Source organism: Mesorhizobium sp. M1A.F.Ca.ET.072.01.1.1 (assembly GCF_004023325.1).
Lineage (GTDB): Bacteria > Pseudomonadota > Alphaproteobacteria > Rhizobiales > Rhizobiaceae > Mesorhizobium.
This window is the reverse complement of record NZ_RZSF01000144.1, coordinates 1-16,090: the sequence shown is the minus strand read 5'-3', so window position 1 is coordinate 16,090 and position 16,090 is coordinate 1. Positions and strand designations below refer to the sequence as shown.

The following is a 16,090-nucleotide window of genomic DNA, read 5'->3' as shown; positions in this document are numbered from 1 at the left end:
GTCCAGGGTGAGGCCAATGGCTATGGCCAGCAGAAGCCATGCAGAGACCCAGACGAGCCAGGGAATCTCGGGATAGCGCGCGGGACGCACTGCAAAACGCCGCTGCACGATGCGCGTCGTGTCGAGGAAGTTGCCGAGCGAACGGCGGTAAAGAGAAACGGCGGACATGGCTCTATGGGGTCTTCGAGCTCCGACATTATTCCTCACTGGGCCACTCGATAAAGGCCGAGCGCCAGCTTGTCTCCTGACGAATAGTTGAGCCCGTCGATCTCGGTCAGTCGCTTCGCCGACTTGCCCTGCCCGGCAAGCAGCTCGTTGAGCTTTTGCTCCTCCTTGACTGGCGCCAGTCCCAGCGCACAGGTCGGATCGGCCAGCAGGTGCTTTGCCACGCCATCGACGTCGGTCAGCACGGTCTTGGTCCCGACCAGGAACACCAGGCTCGGCTCGTGATAGGGGGACGAGGCGACCACCGTGGTGTCGCAAGGACGGTTGGCATCGACGGCTGCCTTGATGGCCGGGCTCAGCCAGATCGGCCTCAGCGCCGGCGCAATCACGCCGAACAGCAGGCTGAAGGTTACGCCCGCGCCGATCGCGATCGCCGCGATGCGTTCGAGCGGCACCTGCAATTGGCGCGGGAAAGCGAGATAGCCGGTCACGAGCGCGGCGATCGCCGCCGGAATGCTCCACCAGGAAAAGGCTTTTGCGAGATAGAGCGGCGCGCCTATGCATACTGCGGCTAGCCCGATCGACACGACGACGACGCCGAAGGCGGTCGACCACCACAGCCAGTTCTGCCAGCGCTTGAGCGGCGCATTGGCCTTATCCTCCGGCAAGGTGAGCAGCCAGCCGATCAGCAGCGCCATGCCGGGATAGGCCGGCAGCACATAATGCGGCAGCTTGGTCGGGATCGCCTCGAACACCAGCCAGAAGGGGATATACCAGGCGAGACAGAAGCGCAGGCGCGGGTCGTCCCAGAAGCGGTTGATGGCCTGCAGCCCGGCGCCGACCGCGATCAGGCCGAAAGGCCACATGAACAGCGAATAGGTGAGCATATAGAAGCCCGGCGGCAGGCCATGCGATTCCTCGCCCTGCGCCACCTTGTTCAGCATGTCCTTGCCGACCGCCTCCTGGAAGAAGGCGCCGCCGCTCTTCCAGCTGATGAGGATGATCCAGGGCAGCACGATGACGAGCACGATTGCAACGCCGCGCACCAGCTTCAGCTTCAAAAGCCAGCGCCAGTCGCGTTCGAAGGCGAACAGCGCGCCGGCCGTCAGCAGCGACAACAGCGGAGCGACCGGACCCTTGATCAGAATTCCCAGTCCCTGCGCGATCCAGAAGATCCATGGGAGGTGGCCGGCAACCGGCTCCTTGCGGCGCGCGGCCAGATAGACCTGCGCCAGCGCGCCCTGCGCGGCCACGCAGCAGGCGAGCAACATGGCGTCGGTCTTGGCGTCGCGGCCTTCGAAGGCGGTGGCGAAGATGGCGGCCATCATCAGGCCGGCGGCAAGGCCGGCATTGGCGCCGAAGAGTTTTGTGCCCGTCCAGCCGATGCCCACGACGGCGAGCGCGATGCCCAGCATCGAAACCAGTCGATAGACCCAGATCGGCGCTTCGACCCCCTCACCGCTCAATACGACGGCCGCCGATTGCAGCCAGTAGATGCCGATCGGTTTCTTGTAGCGGGTCACATCCTGCAGTCGGATGTCGATATAGTCGCCGGTCTCGACCATCTGCTTGGTCGACTGGACGAAGCGTGATTCGTCCCGGTCGACCGGCGGCAGGCTTGCCAGCCCGCTGACGGTCATCAGGATGCTGAACAGAAAGAGGAGGAGATAGTTCCTGTTCATCGCGGGAGCTTGTCCGATCTGATCTGCGGGATAGCCCCGTCGCGGCGCGTCGGGGCGTGCTGCCCTTGCGCGGGCGCCTCATTACGCCAGCAAAAGGGGCGAAGCAAGGATGCGGCTCATGGCAAGGCGATAGCACGCAAAGCCCCCAGCCACTTTTGCTGATCGCCGGTTTGCCGGTTGAAGTGCGGTGTTGCGCGAAACCGGAAGCCACTGTCGCTGATCGCCTGTTTGCCTCTTGAAGCGCGATCCTACGCAAAACCGGAAACCACTTTTGCTGATCGCGCTTGGATGCTAAACGCGCCCCTTCACGTCAAGCTCGGCCAAATGCCGTGCGACCTCCGGGAAGAAAAGATGTCCGCCTTCAAGTCCGATTTCCTGCGCATCATGAGCGAGCGCGGCTTCATCCACCAGATTTCGGATGAAACCGGCCTCGACCAGCTCTTCGCCAAGGAAACGGTGAGCGCTTACATCGGCTTCGATGCGACGGCGAAGAGCCTGCATGCCGGATCGCTGATCCAGATCATGATGCTCCACTGGCTGCAGCAGACCGGCCACCGGCCGATCGCGCTGATGGGCGGCGGCACCTCGATGATCGGCGATCCTTCCTTCAAGGACGAGGCGCGCAAGCTGCTGACGCCTGGGGATATCGAAAGCAATCTCGTCGGCATCCGCCGCAATTTCGCGCCTTACCTCAAATTCGGCAGCGGCGCGGGCGACGCGGTGATGGTCAACAACGCCGACTGGCTGATGGAGATCAACTACGTCAATTTCCTGCGCGATGTCGGCCGGCATTTCTCCGTAAACCGCATGCTGGCCTTCGATTCCGTAAAGCTCAGGCTCGACCGCGAGCAGTCGCTGTCGTTCCTCGAATTCAACTACATGATCCTGCAGGCTTACGACTTCGTCGAGCTCTACAAGCGCGTCGGCTGCCGGCTGCAGATGGGCGGCTCCGACCAGTGGGGCAACATCGTCAACGGCATCGATCTCGGTCATCGCATGGAAGGCGTGCAGCTGTTTGCGATGACAACGCCGCTGCTCACCACCTCGTCGGGCGCCAAGATGGGCAAGTCGGCCTCCGGCGCTGTCTGGCTCGACGGCGATATGCTGTCGCCTTACGAGTTCTGGCAGTACTGGCGCAACACCGAGGATGCGGATGTCGGGCGCTTCCTGAAGCTCTACACGACACTGCCGCTGGCCGAGGTCGCGCGCCTCGAAAAGCTCGGCGGCTCGGAGATCAACCAGGCGAAGAAGATTCTCGCCACCGAGATCACCGCCATGCTGCATGGCCGCGCGGCGGCCGAAACGGCTGCCGAGACTGCGCGCAAGACTTTCGAGGAAGGCGCGCTCGCCGACACGCTGCCCAGCATCGACGTCGCCAAGGCTGATCTCGAGGCCGGCATCGGCATCCTGTCGCTGTTCGTCACCGCCGGGCTCGCCGGCTCCAATGGCGAAGCGCGCCGGCATGTCCAGGGCGGCGCCGTGCGCCTCAACGACCAGGCGGTCACGGATGACCGGCGCATGGTAACGCTTGAGGACCTGGGCGCGGAAGGTGTGGTGAAGCTCTCGTTCGGCAGGAAGAAGCACGTTCTGGTGCGGCCGATCTAGTCGGCCTGATCACCGATACTCGAAGATTGAGCGAAAAATTCCGGGCGCCACCACCGACAGCGGATTGATGTTGAGCGTCGGCTTGTTGGCGTTGCCGCGCAGCCGGTAGGTGACGCCGATCAGGCCGCGGTCGCGGCCGTTGCCGAGCAGCGGGCCGAACAGCGGCAGTTCGCCGAAGATGCGGTTCAGCCCATAAACCGGCATGAAGGTGCCGGTCATGTCCATATTGTTGTCTTGGTCGTAGAGCGTGCCCTGGAAAGTGGTGCCGATGCGCGGACCGCGCAACAAACCGTTTGCCAGTCTGAGATAGCCGGAGCCTTTGTCGATCTCGGCATAGCCGCGCTCGAACTGCACCCTTGAGGTGTCGATGTTGGCCTTGACCGCCTGGTTGAGGCTGCGCGTGTCGCCGGCCGGCCTGGTCGACACGATCGACGCAAGCTTCGGCTCGTTGACGACATAGAAATTGCTGGCGTCGACCTGGCCCTTCATTGGCCCGTCGGCGTCGCCCGCCAGCGACAGCGTGATGGCCCCGCCCTCCATATGCTCGTAAATGTTGAGGAAGCGCAGGATAGCGCCGGCATCGGCCGATTTCATCCCGAGAGACCGGCCGCCGTCGCCGGTGGTGTTTCGGACGGCAATGGCGGCACCCGAACTCGCCGTCGCGCTGACATCGAGACCATTCACCCGGGAGCCGGCAGCGCTGTAATTCAGCTTGAGGTTCGACAGCACCTCGTCGTGAAAGCCGGTCAGCGACTTCACGTCGGCGCTGACCGAGATCGCGTCGGCGCCGGCGCCTTTTGTGGCTGTATCGACGTCTGAGGTGAACTGTTTGATCAGCGAGCGGGCGTCGAGAGAGTCGCCGCTGACATCGACCGCATAGCTTTTGCCCGACCGTTTGACCGAGACCGCGACGTCGTCTCCTCTGTTGAGCGCGACCTTGCTGAACCGGGCCGAGGACAGCGCCCCGTTGACCAGTGTCACATCGCCGTCGATCGAAAAGCTCTTCCCGTCGAGATCGAAGTCGGACAGCGTGGTCGTGCTGCCGGACTTGGCCATCGTGAAGGTGACCTTGGCCGGAATGCCGGCACCCTTGCTCCATCCTGCCCAAGGGATGTCGAGCCTTGCGTTGGTCAGGTCGGCCGACACGTTCTGGACGCCCTCGCCGCTCTTGTCGATCGCCACCTTGATGGTTCCGGAAAGCAGCGGCGAAAGGCCGGGCATTGCTGCAGCGCGCGTCTTGTCGTCGATCACCAGCGCGACCTTACGGCTGCGCGGCGGGCCGCTGTCCTCGAGCGGCTCGACCAGGTCGAGCTCGGCCGGAATGCCGTTCAGCTTCGCCTTGGCCGATATCACCGCACGGTCGGGGCTCACGGTGATGGACCCGTCGGCCTCGGTCACCATCTGGTCCTCGAACGGCTTGGCTAAGGAAAGATCCTGGTAGTCCAGCGCCACCAGCCAGTCGAGCGTCGAGGTATCGACGCCGGAAGTCAGCGGAATGTCGGCCCGCACATGCCCGGTGACGGTGCCGCTCAAATCCTCAGGCGCAAGTCCGACATGGCGCATGGCGTTGATCGGCTCAAAGGAGGCGAGTTCGGCGATCGCCGGGGCTTCGCCGGCGACATCGATGTCGAGCGAGCCGATCACGGGCGAAACATTCGCCTGCTTGATCGTCAGCGTGCCGCCGCTTGCCGCCACGGTGCGGCCGCTCGGCATAAAAACGCTGCCCGAGGACAGCGTGATATCGACATCGTTGCCATGGAAGGCAACGACACCGACCGCATCGCGGATCGGTGGAATGCGCCCCGCGGTATCGAAGCGCGAGCCCTCGACCTGGAAGCGGCCGAACACCTCGTCGCCGGAAAGCGGAACGCCGTTGCCGAGCCGCCCCGGAACGACCTGGAACTGCAGGTTGGCGTCGACCACGCGGCCGCCGAACAGGTTGTCCAGCACCCAAAGCCGCGCGTTGCGGGCGGAGAACCAGGGCCACAACTGCTTCACATGCGAAACCGGCATGTCGTGGACATTGAGCGACAGCGACACACCCGGCGGGCCATTGTCGATGAAGGCGAGCGACGCCGTGCCCAGCACGTCGCTCGAACCGCCGGAGCGGACGCCGATCTGCTCGGCGACGAGTTTGCGGCTCTTGGTCTGGTAGACGCCGGCGACCCGGGCAAGGAACTGAAGCGCCGGCTCCGGCGATTCCGAAGGCGCGAGCGTCGAACCGTCGCTGACAAGGTCATAGCGGTAGGACGGCTCCTCGCCCGCGGCTGCCGGCTTCGGCCCGATCGAGCCTGAGAAATCGAATGTCGAGCGGCCGGTCCTGATCAGCAGTTTGTCGACCGAGACCTTGTTTGATCCCGCGACCAATGTGGCCTTGACATCGACGTCGGCGGGCAGCAGCCCGCGCGAGCCGAGATCGAGCACCGAGCCGCCGAGCGACAGCGACGCCGTCAGCCGCGACGTCGTCTCGCCGGACGCCTCGGCACCCGAAAGCTTCAGCGCAACAGAACCAAGCTTGCCGCCCTGGGCGGCGAAGTTCCCGCCGCTGGAGCTTCCCTGAGCGGGCGTTACGCCGACGTCCGCTATCGCGAGGGCGGCGTCCAGCGATGCGATCCGCCTGGCGCTCGGATCGCGCGCCGCGGAGGCGCTCAGGCTGACATGCCGGCCGTCGACATCGGCATTTGAAGACAGTTCCATGCTGCCTGTGCCCGTCTGCCCAACCGTGGCCTCGGCGACGGTCACACGCCTGACCGATCCGCCCGGCGGCAATTCGAACTCGACGTTGCGGAGGTCGATCTGGCGCATCGATTCCGCGCGCACCGCATCCAGCGCCGCGTTGACGCCGCCAAACACCGCCGCCGATACTTTCTCCGGATCGACCAGGCCATCCTCGTTGCGCAAAGCCGCCGTCCAATCACCGCTGCCGGACGGCATGGCGGCGACCATGATGCGAGCATCGGAGAACCGGGCGCTGGTGAGCTTGACCTCGCCGGATAGCAGCGGCAGCAGGCGCATGCCGAAGCGGACGCGCCCGACATCGGCCATCGGCTTGCCGTCGGCCGTCTTCAAGCTGACGTCGCTGACCTGCAGGGCGACGAAGCTCGACCCATCGAGCGTCAACCGCGCCGGCCCAACGGTGACGTTGAGATCGACGCCAGCGAGCTTCTCGATGGCCGTCTCGGCTTCGGCGCGAAGTCGTTCCGTGCCGATGCCTGACGTGCCAAGCACATAGACGCCAATTGCCGCCAGAAGCACCAGTGCGCAGAGTCCGGCGAACACCCGGCCGAGGATGCGGAAGCGCCGGCGCACCGAAGCACGGCCAAGCGGCGGCACGCTGCAAGCGGACGGAAAAGCTCCCAGGTCGGTGATCTCGTCACGCCTGAACCTGATCTTCTCGTGCTGCGGTTGCTCCTGATCCAAGCAATATTCCGTTGTAAACGTACTCGTCGTGGACGAATCCCCGCCTCACGTTATATCGATGCTCGATCCGCGCGTAACCGCAAACAAGGGCATCGACATGGCTGATCTCGACGTGGGCGACGTTGCGCCGCAATTCGATCTTCCGCGCGACGGCGGCGGCTCCCTCAGCCTCGCCGCGATCCGGGGAAAACCTGTCGTACTCTACTTTTATCCGCAGGACGACACCACAAGCTGCACCAACGAGGCGATCGGCTTCTCGCAGCTGAAGCCGGAATTCGAGAAGGCCGGCGCCGTGGTCATCGGGCTGTCCCCCGATAGCGTCAAGAAACACGACAAATTCAAGGCGAAATACGATCTCACCCTCGATCTCGTCGCCGACGAGGAGCGCAAGGCGATCGAGGCCTATCATCTGTGGGTCGAGAAGACGATGTACGGCCGCAAGTACATGGGAGTCGAGCGCGCCACCTTCCTGATCGGCCAGGACGGACGCGTCGCCCGCATCTGGCGCAAGGTGCGCGTCAAGGGCCATGCCGAAGAGGTGCTGGAGGCGGTGCGCGCGCTGTGAAGCGGGGCAGACCCAAAGCTTCCGCGATTTTGCTGGCCTCCTTCCCTGCAACCTGCCACCCGCGTTGCGGGATTTGGATATGCCGACATCGCCGCCAGCAAAGCTTTGTTAACCCTAATAATGTGTAATCGAGCTGTCGTTGGAGTCGTAACGAAAGCTTGGTCCCGTGAACGGTCAGTCAGCGGTCTTCGGCAGGCGCAAGGAGCCCCATACGGTCATTATCGCCCGGGGCAACGAGATCCGGCATTTCACCATCCGCCCGTGGCTCGCCGCCTTCATCGGGTCGGCGCTTGCGGCGATCGCCATCGGCTATCTGCTCGCCACCTCCTACCTGGTGCTGCGCGATGACCTGATCGGCGCCACCGCAGCCAGGCAGGCGCGCATGCAGCAGGCCTATGAGGATCGCATCTCCGCGCTTCGCGCCCAGGTCGATCGCATCACCAGCCGCCAGCTTCTCGACCAGCAGCTCATGGAGACCAAGGTCAGCGAGTTGCTGGCCAGGCAGACCCAGCTCAGCCAGCGCCACGGCCGGCTCGGGCCGATCCTCGAACGCGCCGAGAGCGAGGTCGGCGATGTGCCCGCCGCAGCCAATGCCACCGCGACCAAACCCGACGAGCGCGCCGAGATCACCGGCGGTCTTTCGCAGGCCCCGACCTACTCCGTCGCATCGTTGGGCGCCGGCGACACGAGGCCATTCTCCCTGTGGTCGACACGCTCCGACCCGCTCGACAACGAAACGGCAGCGGATCGTGCCGACAAGCTCTTCGTGTCGATCAACGCTTCGCTCAAGGCCATCGAGAACCAGCAGCTCACGCGCATCACCACGCTTGCGGACAACGCTTATCGCAACGCCGACGCGATCTCGCAGGCACTGCAAGCCGCCGGGCTGCCGGTCGACACGGAGCTCGACAAGAACGATGTCGGCGGGCCGCTGGTGCCGCTCGATTCTTCAATGATCTTCGACAGCAAAGTCAAAGAGCTGGATGAAGCGCTTGATGCGCTAGATCAAGTCAAGAAAGAGGCGCGCAAGCTGCCGCTCAGCAATCCCGCGCCGGGCCATACCGTGACCAGCCCGTTCGGGGTGCGCACCGACCCGATCCTCGGCACGGCCGCCCTGCATACGGGAATGGATTTCAGGGCGCCGATCGGCATGCCGGCGAAGGTCACCGCTGCCGGCGTCGTCACCAAGGCCGGCTGGAACGGCGGCTACGGCCGCATGGTCGAGGTCGACCACGGCAACGGCTTTGCGACGCGCTATGGCCACCTCAGCGAGATCGACGTGACTGTCGGCCAGAAGCTCGCCGCCGGCGACGTGATCGGCAAGACCGGCAGCAGCGGCCGCTCGACCGGTCCGCATCTCCACTACGAAGTGCGCCACAACGGCGAGGCGGTCGACCCGCTGCGCTTCCTCGCCGTCGGCAAGAAGGTCGCGCAGTACCTTTAGCGCACGCCTCGCGGCTGACCCGAGGTCCCTCCAGATTTATCGACCGTTTTGCTTGGCAGCGCTCGCTTTGGATTGACTCAATCCAAGTTGTAGGATGATATACATCACCCTATCGCCTCACCGATTGCGCCGCTGATGACCATTCGCAGCCTCTCACCGCAAATCCTCAGCGTTTTCGAAGACGCAGTGGGGCCGAGCGGTCTCACCGCCGACACTGCTGGAATGGCGAAGTATCTCGGCGATTGGGCCGGCGACTATCGAGGCAGCGCGCTGGCCGTACTGCGCCCCGCGTCGGTTGCGGAGGTGCAAGCGCTGATGCGTCTGTGCAGCGAGTTGGGACTCGGCGTCATTCCACAGGGCGGCAACACCGGCTTGGTTTCGGGCGCCATCGATGGCACCGCCACCGGCGGTGTAGTCGTCAGCCTAGAGCGGCTGAACGCCATCCGCCGGATCGATCGCGCGAACTTCACACTTCAGGCGGACGCAGGCTGCGTGCTGCAGGCGATCAAAGAGGCAAGCGAGGCCGAAGATTGCCTGTTCCCACTGGCGCTCGGCGCACAAGGCAGTTGCCAGATCGGCGGCAATGCCGCGACCAATGCCGGCGGCGTCAACGTGCTGCGCTACGGCATGGCGCGCGACCTGATCCTGGGGCTGGAGGTTGTTCTGGCCGATGGCGAGCTGTGGAACGGCCTTTCCGGGCTGCGCAAGAACAACAGCGGTTATGACCTGAAGCAGCTGTTCATCGGCTCCGAGGGCACGCTCGGCATCATTACCGGTGTGGAGGTCAAGCTGTTCCCGAAGCCGGCCCGTGTCGAGACCGCCTATCTCGGCCTCGTCTCGTTCGAAGCGGCCATCGGCCTGTTCAACCGAGCGCGCCGCGCCTGCTCCGATCTGATTTCCGCCTTCGAGATCATCGGCTCGGAATGCATCGATTTGGCCCGGCTGGTCGATCCTGGAATGACGGCGCCTGTCGCAGGACCCGTCCATGCGCTGATCGAATTGTCCTCCGGACCGACCATCGACCTCAACGGCGTGCTCGCCAGTTTTCTAACCGATGCGCTCGAAGGCGGCCTGGTGGCCGACGCAGTCCTCGCGACCAGCAACGCGCAGGCTAAGGCCCTCTGGGCGATCCGCGAGGGACTGGTCGAGGGCCAGGCGAAGCGCGGCTATCACGTGCGCACCGATCTCTCGGTGCGCATTTCCGATATCCCTGTCCTTGTCGAACGCGCCCGCCGCTTCGTCGCCACCGAACATCCGGGCTGGATTGCACTGGCCTATGGCCATGCCGGCGACGGCAACATCCATTTCAATGTGCTGCCGCCGCTCGATCTCGCTGATGGCGAAGCGCGGGTGCGCGGCGAAGAAATCACGGCCGGGCTGTACGACATCGCCGTCAGCCTCGGCGGCTCGATCAGCGCCGAGCACGGCATCGGCCGCAGCCGTGCCCGAGAATTCTGGGCCGGGCTTTCGCCGGCGCATCGCCGCATGGTTACCGCGCTGAAGACTGCGCTCGACCCTAAAGGGGTGATGAACCCCGGCTGCCTGCTGCCCTCGACGGAGCGTTTTTTATGAAGCAGAGACTGGCCGCCATCGGCACCGTCGAAACCCTGCCGCACCGGGTCGCGGCCTTCCTCAGCCGCGAGATCGAATCCGGCGAGTTGAATCCCGGCGCGCGGCTGCCGACCGAGCAGGAGCTTTCCGAGAAGTTCGGCGTCAGCCGCAATGTGGTGCGCGAGGCGATTGCCCAGCTCAGGGCCGACGGCATGATCGAAGCGCGGCAAGGTATCGGAGCCTTCGTGCTGGCGCCCGAGCAAAGGGCCGCCATCCGCATCGACCGCGAGGCGCTCAAGGACACCCATAATATGGAGCGGCTGTTCGAGCTGCGTTGCATCCTCGAGGCCGAGTCGGCGGCGCTCGCCGCGGCGCGGCGCGGGCAGGAGCATCTCGATTCGATCAAGGCGGCGCTCGACCGCATGGGCGGCGAGGAGCGCTGGGAAGAAGGCAGCATCGACGCCGACCTGCTCTTCCACCGCGAGATCGCGCGGGCGACCGGCAACAGCTACATCCACACCTTCATCTCTTTTGTCTGTGAGCAGATCCGCCAGTCGATCCACTATGCCCGCATGACCAACCCGCTGCACGATCTCGTCGAGATCAATGTCGGCGAGCATGTGCGCATCTACGAGGCGCTGGTGGCGGGCGATCCGGCGGCGGCGGAAGCAGCAATGCGTACGCACATCATCGGCGCCGCCAACCGCGTCGGCGTGAAGCTGCCACTCTCCAAGACCGGCGGGACGAAATAGTCATGCCGGCCAACCTCACCCGCATCTCCGACGTCTGCCTGCTGGTGGAAAATATCGAGCGTACGGTCGACTTTTATGTCGGGAAACTCGGCTTCCGGCTGCGTCGGCGTGCCGAAGGCTTTGCCGATTTCCATGGCGAGGGCGTGACGCTCGCCGCCTGGGAGCTCGACCACATCAACCGACACACCGGCGTCTCGAACCAGAGATCGCCGCGCCAAGCGCACAAGGTTTGCGTCGCCGTCCAGCTCGGATCGCCGACCGAGATCGACCGGCTGCACGGCGAATTGAGCGCCAAGGGCGTGCCCTTCTATGGACCGCCCGAAAACTACGTCTGGAATGCGCGCTGCGCCTATTTCACCGATCCGGACGACACGCTTTGGGAGCTTTACGCCTGGCTCGACGGCGGCCCTGGCGACTACCACGACCAACAGCCGTAGCGACGCCGCGCCGAGGGGTCGGCGCTTGGAAAGAAGAGACAAGAAGTCTGCAACAGGAGCGAAAAATGAGTGGGAACCAAGACTACGAATTGAACCGCCGCGCTTTCGTGAAGGGCGGCCTCGCAGCGGTCGCAGCCGCGTCAGCCGGTATGCAATTGGTGTTGACGCGGGGCGCCAGGGCCGCCGGCAAGGTCGTCATCCAGTATGACTGGCTGATGTCCAATGGCCAGATCGGCGACATCGCGGCCGTCGCCAACGGCTATTTCAAGGATGCCGGGCTCGAGGTGGAGTTCAGCCCTGGCGGGCCCAATGCCTCGACCGTGCCGCCGGTGATCTCCGGGGCCGCGCAGCTCGGCCAGTTCTCGGAAACGCCGCAGCTTTATGCGGCACGCGCCAGCGGCGTGCCGATCAAAATCATCGCCTGCGGCTTCCGCACCGGCCCCTATGCGCTGACCTCGAAACCGGGAAAGCCAATCCGCAATGTTGCCGACCTCAAGGGCAAGAAGATCGGCATCCAGCCGACCGCGCGCTTCGTCATCGATGAGATCTTGGCCAAGAACGGCATCGACCCGTCGGAAGTCACCATCGTCAATGTCGGCTTCGACAAGGCGCCTCTGGTGCGCGGCGACGTCGACGCCATCGGCGGCTGGATCACCAACACCCAGGCGCTGAGCGTGGTCGGCGACGACCGTATCGATCTCCTGGTGCGCGACCTCGGCCTCGCTTCCTACGCCGACGTCTATTTCGCGACCGACGCGGCAATCGAGAAGGACCCCGACACACTGGCGAAGTTCATCGGCGCGGTCGGCAAGGGCTGGGGCTGGGTTCACGCCAACCCCCAGGAAGCGGTGAAGAAGATGGTCGCCGCCTATCCGGAGATGGATCTCGGCTGGGAAGAGAAGACCGTCAACCTGGTGCTGAAACTCTCCTTCGACGGCGCGACCGCCAAGGATGGCTGGGGCACGTTCGACCCCGCCTCCATCGAGGAGCAATTGACGCTGCTCGACAAGGTCGGCCAGTACCCGAACGGACGCCCGGCCGCCAAAGATGTCTACACCACGAAGATCCTGGAGCTTTCGGCCGCGGACCGGCCCAAGCTCGACGCGCCCGCGGCCTGATGCCGAACGCCATCGAAGCGCAGAAGCTCGATGTCGGCTATGGCGGCCGGCAGAAGGTTGTCAAAGTGCTGTCCGGCCTCGACCTCACGGTCGCGGCCGGCTCCTTCCTGTCGATCCTCGGCCCGTCGGGCTGCGGCAAGTCGACCTTACTTCGCGTGGTGGCGGACCTGCTCGACCCGCTGGACGGCACGATCAGCGTGCTTGGGGCTACACCGCACGCGGTGCGCTCGCGCCGCGACGTCGGCTTCGTCTTCCAGGATTCCACCCTGCTGCCCTGGCGCACGGTGCGCGACAATGTGCGCCTGCCGCTCGGCGTCGGCCAGCGCAGCCTCACACGCAAGATCGATGACCGCAGCAGCGAACTGCTGGAGCTGATGGGGCTTGGCGGACTCGGTGAACGCCTGCCGCATCAGCTTTCGGGGGGCCAGCGCCAGCGCGTCGCCATCGCGCGCGCCCTGCTTGGCGAGCCCAGGCTGCTTCTGATGGACGAGCCGTTCGGCGCGCTGGACGAGATCACGCGCGATCGCCTCAACGACGAATTGCTGACGCTCTGGCGGCGCACCGGCACAACGATCCTTTTCGTCACCCATTCGATCGCCGAAGCCGCCTATCTCGGCGAGCGTGTCATTGTGCTGGCTGCCAATCCGGGACGGGTGGTGAAGGACCTCGACCTGCGGCCCTTCAAGCAGGAAGGCAACCGCTGCAAGCGCGAGGATGCCGCGATCGTCGCCGCCATGGCCGAGTTGCGTGCAGCGCTGGAGCGCGCATCGTGAGACCGGCGCCGCTTGCCCCGCAAATGGCAACTGCGCTTCCGGTTCTGGGCGCGGCGTCGATCCTGATTGCCTGGCAGTATCTCCTGCCGCTGCTCGGCGTGCCGGCCTATATCGTGCCGACGCCGACGGCGATCTTCGGCGTCTTCCAGAAGAATTTCGCCCTGCTCATCGACAACCTCAGACCGACGCTGATTGAGGCGCTGGCGGGCTTCGTCATCGGCAATCTCGCCGCCGTGCTGCTTGCCGTGGTCTTCGTGCACAGCCGCATCCTGCAGGCCGCCTATTTCCCGATCGTGCTATTCTTCAACACCATTCCGATCCTGGCGCTGTCGCCGATCATCATCCTGATCTTCGGCCTCGGCATGACGCCAAAGATCGTCATCGCCGCGGTGATCTGCTTCTTCCCGACCCTGGTGAACATGATCCGGGGCCTGGATTCGGCGAGCGACAACGAACACGAGCTGTTCCGCGTGCTGTCGGCGACACGCTCGGAGATCTTCTGGGCTCTGCGCCTGCCCCGCGCCCTGCCGATGCTATTCTCCTCGCTGCGCATCGCCTCGGCCACTGCGGTGATCGGCGCCATCGTCGGCGAATGGATCGGCTCGGACAAAGGCCTCGGCGCGCTGATCATCCAGGCGACGTTCAACTATCAATCCGACCGGCTCTACGCCGCGATCGTGCTGTCGTCGTCGTTATCGATCGCGCTTTTCTGCATTGTCGTGCTGATCGAGCGTCGCGTCATCAGATACTAGCTTTCCGCACATTGCCCGGGCGCAAGCGCTGGGGAACCGCAGGGAAACTTGCTCTCCTCGGGAGCCGGGCAATTATTTTTGAATTCCATTTGACTGAATAAATCTTCTCTGCGAACCTTGAAGCCGTCAGGAGCGCAAGCCATGGCGTTGCGGGGAACCAATCAGGAGTTCGGGCGGCCGTACAACCGGCGCATCGTGCTCGAATCCATCCGCCGCTTCGGTCCGATCGCCCGCGGCGACATCGCGCAGCACGTCGGGCTCACCGTTCAGACGGTTTCGACCATCGTGCGCGAATTGGAGGAACAGGGTTACATACTGTCGGTCCGCGAGGAGCCGAAGGGCCGCGGCCAGCCGCCGGCCACGCTGCGCATCAACCCGGAAGGCGGCTATGCGGTCGGCATCCACCTCACCCCGCTGGGGATAGACGCCGCACTCATCAACCTGAGCGGCGACGTGATCGAGAGCGTCCATCGCGAAGCGCCGAGCCCGACACCCGATCTCGCCTTCGAGGCGATCGGCGCCATGGTTGCCGATCTGACCGGGCGCCGCGCCGGAGGACGGGTCATCGGCGTCGGCATGGCGCTTCCCGGCCCGTTCGGCGTCGAGACCATGAGCTTCGTCGGACCGACCACAATGGCGGGCTGGAAAGGCGTGCCGTTGCGCGAGCGCCTTGCCGCCGCGACCGGCCTGCCCGCCTTCTTCGAGACCGATATGGCGGCGGCGGCCATGGGGGAACGCCTCTACGGCCTCGGCCTCCAGCGTTCCGACTACTACTATCTCTACTTCAGCGTCGGGCTTGGCGGCGCCATGGTGCATGACGGCGGCGTGCTGCGCGGGGCCTGGGGCAATGCCGGCGAGATCGGACACATCCCCGTCGTTCCGGAAGGCGAGCTTTGCCCCTGCGGCAACCGGGGCTGCCTCGAACGCTATCTGTCGCTCGAGGCGCGCGGCCGCTGGAACGGCAACGACGCCGGATGGGTGGCCGAAGTCGCTCCGATCTTCCGCAACGCCGTCGCAGTCATCGAGAACCTTTTCGACCCCGAGACGATCGTGCTTGGGGGCCTCGCCTCGCCTCAGTTGCTCGAACGCCTGGCTGCATTGGCGGAGCCGCTGCACAATTCGGTTTCGGCTCGCAAGGATCGCGCCGCGCCGCGCATCCTCGTGGCGCAGGGCGGGCAGCATGCCGTGTTGCGCGGCGCCGCGGCACTTGCCGTTTCCGGCGTGCTTTCGCCGCGCTTCGGCCAGATCTTCACCGCCAAGCGGCAGCGCGAAGGCGACCTTCTGAACGGCGGAGACATCGCGGCATGAGCGAACCCCTGCTGGTCCTTGACAACGTCACCAAGAATTACGGCGCCATCCGGGCGCTGAGGGGCATCAGCTTCTCGATCGCGCGCGGCGAGGTGGTGGCGCTGCTCGGCGACAACGGCGCCGGCAAGTCGACGCTGGTCAAGATCATTGCCGGCGGACTTGAGCCGACCTCGGGTCGCATGCTGTTCGAAGGCAAGGAATTCCTCGCCAAAACCCCCGCCGAGGCCAAGGCCGCCGGCATCGAGACCGTCTACCAGGACCTCTCGCTCTGCACCAATGTCGACGTGGTGGCCAACTTCTTCATGGGCCGCGAGATCACCCGCAAGGTGCTGGGCGTTCCGGTGCTCGACGAGCGCGCGATGGAGTCCGTAGTGGCGAAGGCGCTGGCCAATGCCGGCACTCGCATTCCCTCGCTGCGCACCAAGGTCGAGCATCTCTCGGGCGGCCAGCGGCAGGCGATCGAGCTCAACCGTTTCGTTCATTGGGGCGGCAAGCTGGTGCTGCTCGACGAGCCGTTC

The 16,090-nt window shown here is 64.9% G+C and carries 13 protein-coding genes; 11 read left to right on the top strand and 2 right to left on the bottom strand.

Annotated elements, in window-relative coordinates; translation table 11 throughout:
- Positions 1–203 precede the first annotated feature (203 nt).
- Positions 204–1,847, bottom strand: a complete 1,644-nt coding sequence (locus tag EOA32_RS19855; RefSeq protein WP_128372645.1) for a glycosyltransferase family 39 protein — start codon at positions 1,845–1,847, stop codon at positions 204–206.
- Between the two features lie 351 nt (positions 1,848–2,198).
- Between EOA32_RS19855 and tyrS the strand changes: the two genes are divergently transcribed.
- Complete coding sequence (tyrS, locus tag EOA32_RS19850) at positions 2,199–3,452, top strand: tyrosine--tRNA ligase (RefSeq protein WP_128372644.1); 1,254 nt, start codon at positions 2,199–2,201, stop codon at positions 3,450–3,452.
- A gap of 9 nt (positions 3,453–3,461) precedes the next feature.
- On the opposite strand, the gene EOA32_RS19845 is transcribed toward tyrS, so the two are convergent.
- Positions 3,462–6,872, bottom strand: coding sequence for a DUF3971 domain-containing protein (locus tag EOA32_RS19845; RefSeq protein ID WP_128372643.1), 3,411 nt, complete (start codon positions 6,870–6,872; stop codon positions 3,462–3,464).
- Positions 6,873–6,969: 97 nt separating this feature from the next.
- Here EOA32_RS19845 and EOA32_RS19840 point away from each other — a divergent pair, with 97 nt between their 5' ends.
- The 10 genes from EOA32_RS19840 to EOA32_RS19795 all read left to right on the top strand — a co-directional run.
- Positions 6,970–7,437: a peroxiredoxin gene (locus tag EOA32_RS19840; RefSeq protein WP_128372647.1), complete on the top strand. Its 468-nt coding sequence runs from the start codon at positions 6,970–6,972 to the stop codon at positions 7,435–7,437.
- A gap of 166 nt (positions 7,438–7,603) precedes the next feature.
- Positions 7,604–8,881, top strand: coding sequence for a M23 family metallopeptidase (locus tag EOA32_RS19835; protein ID WP_066995073.1), 1,278 nt, complete (start codon positions 7,604–7,606; stop codon positions 8,879–8,881).
- A 135-nt stretch (positions 8,882–9,016) separates the two neighbouring features.
- A complete protein-coding gene (locus tag EOA32_RS19830) occupies positions 9,017–10,453 on the top strand; it encodes an FAD-binding oxidoreductase (protein ID WP_066995069.1) in 1,437 nt (478 codons plus the stop codon).
- On the top strand, positions 10,450–11,184 hold the full coding sequence (locus EOA32_RS19825) for a FadR/GntR family transcriptional regulator (protein WP_066995066.1): 735 nt from the start codon (positions 10,450–10,452) through the stop codon (positions 11,182–11,184). The genes EOA32_RS19830 and EOA32_RS19825 overlap by 4 nt, the downstream gene beginning before the upstream one ends.
- A gap of 2 nt (positions 11,185–11,186) precedes the next feature.
- Positions 11,187–11,621, top strand: coding sequence for a VOC family protein (locus EOA32_RS19820; protein WP_066995063.1), 435 nt, complete (start codon positions 11,187–11,189; stop codon positions 11,619–11,621).
- 65 nt (positions 11,622–11,686) lie between these two features.
- On the top strand, positions 11,687–12,739 hold the full coding sequence (locus EOA32_RS19815; RefSeq protein WP_189407263.1) for an ABC transporter substrate-binding protein: 1,053 nt from the start codon (positions 11,687–11,689) through the stop codon (positions 12,737–12,739).
- Positions 12,739–13,512, top strand: a complete 774-nt coding sequence (locus tag EOA32_RS19810; protein ID WP_128372642.1) for an ATP-binding cassette domain-containing protein — start codon at positions 12,739–12,741, stop codon at positions 13,510–13,512. The genes EOA32_RS19815 and EOA32_RS19810 overlap by 1 nt, the downstream gene beginning before the upstream one ends.
- 23 nt (positions 13,513–13,535) lie before the next feature.
- Positions 13,536–14,264: an ABC transporter permease gene (locus tag EOA32_RS19805; protein WP_245499331.1), complete on the top strand. Its 729-nt coding sequence runs from the start codon at positions 13,536–13,538 to the stop codon at positions 14,262–14,264.
- A 141-nt stretch (positions 14,265–14,405) separates the two neighbouring features.
- On the top strand, positions 14,406–15,572 hold the full coding sequence (locus EOA32_RS19800) for an ROK family transcriptional regulator (RefSeq protein WP_128372640.1): 1,167 nt from the start codon (positions 14,406–14,408) through the stop codon (positions 15,570–15,572).
- Positions 15,569–16,090: ATP-binding cassette domain-containing protein (locus EOA32_RS19795; RefSeq protein ID WP_145971322.1), on the top strand; the 522-nt coding region annotated here is incomplete at its 3' end. The genes EOA32_RS19800 and EOA32_RS19795, both read left to right, overlap by 4 nt.

Bases quoted from the DNA above. Each gene is read 5' to 3' on its own strand.
- EOA32_RS19810 (WP_128372642.1), top strand. From the start codon at position 12,739: ATGCCGAACGCCATCGAAGCGCAGAAGCTCGATGTCGGCTATGGCGGC.
- tyrS (WP_128372644.1), top strand. From the start codon at position 2,199: ATGTCCGCCTTCAAGTCCGATTTCCTGCGCATCATGAGCGAGCGCGGC.
- EOA32_RS19820 (WP_066995063.1), top strand. From the start codon at position 11,187: ATGCCGGCCAACCTCACCCGCATCTCCGACGTCTGCCTGCTGGTGGAA.
- EOA32_RS19805 (WP_245499331.1), top strand. From the start codon at position 13,536: ATGGCAACTGCGCTTCCGGTTCTGGGCGCGGCGTCGATCCTGATTGCC.
- EOA32_RS19800 (WP_128372640.1), top strand. From the start codon at position 14,406: ATGGCGTTGCGGGGAACCAATCAGGAGTTCGGGCGGCCGTACAACCGG.
- EOA32_RS19815 (WP_189407263.1), top strand. From the start codon at position 11,687: ATGAGTGGGAACCAAGACTACGAATTGAACCGCCGCGCTTTCGTGAAG.
- EOA32_RS19840 (WP_128372647.1), top strand. From the start codon at position 6,970: ATGGCTGATCTCGACGTGGGCGACGTTGCGCCGCAATTCGATCTTCCG.
- EOA32_RS19855 (WP_128372645.1), bottom strand. From the start codon at position 1,847: ATGAACAGGAACTATCTCCTCCTCTTTCTGTTCAGCATCCTGATGACC.
- EOA32_RS19825 (WP_066995066.1), top strand. From the start codon at position 10,450: ATGAAGCAGAGACTGGCCGCCATCGGCACCGTCGAAACCCTGCCGCAC.
- EOA32_RS19830 (WP_066995069.1), top strand. From the start codon at position 9,017: ATGACCATTCGCAGCCTCTCACCGCAAATCCTCAGCGTTTTCGAAGAC.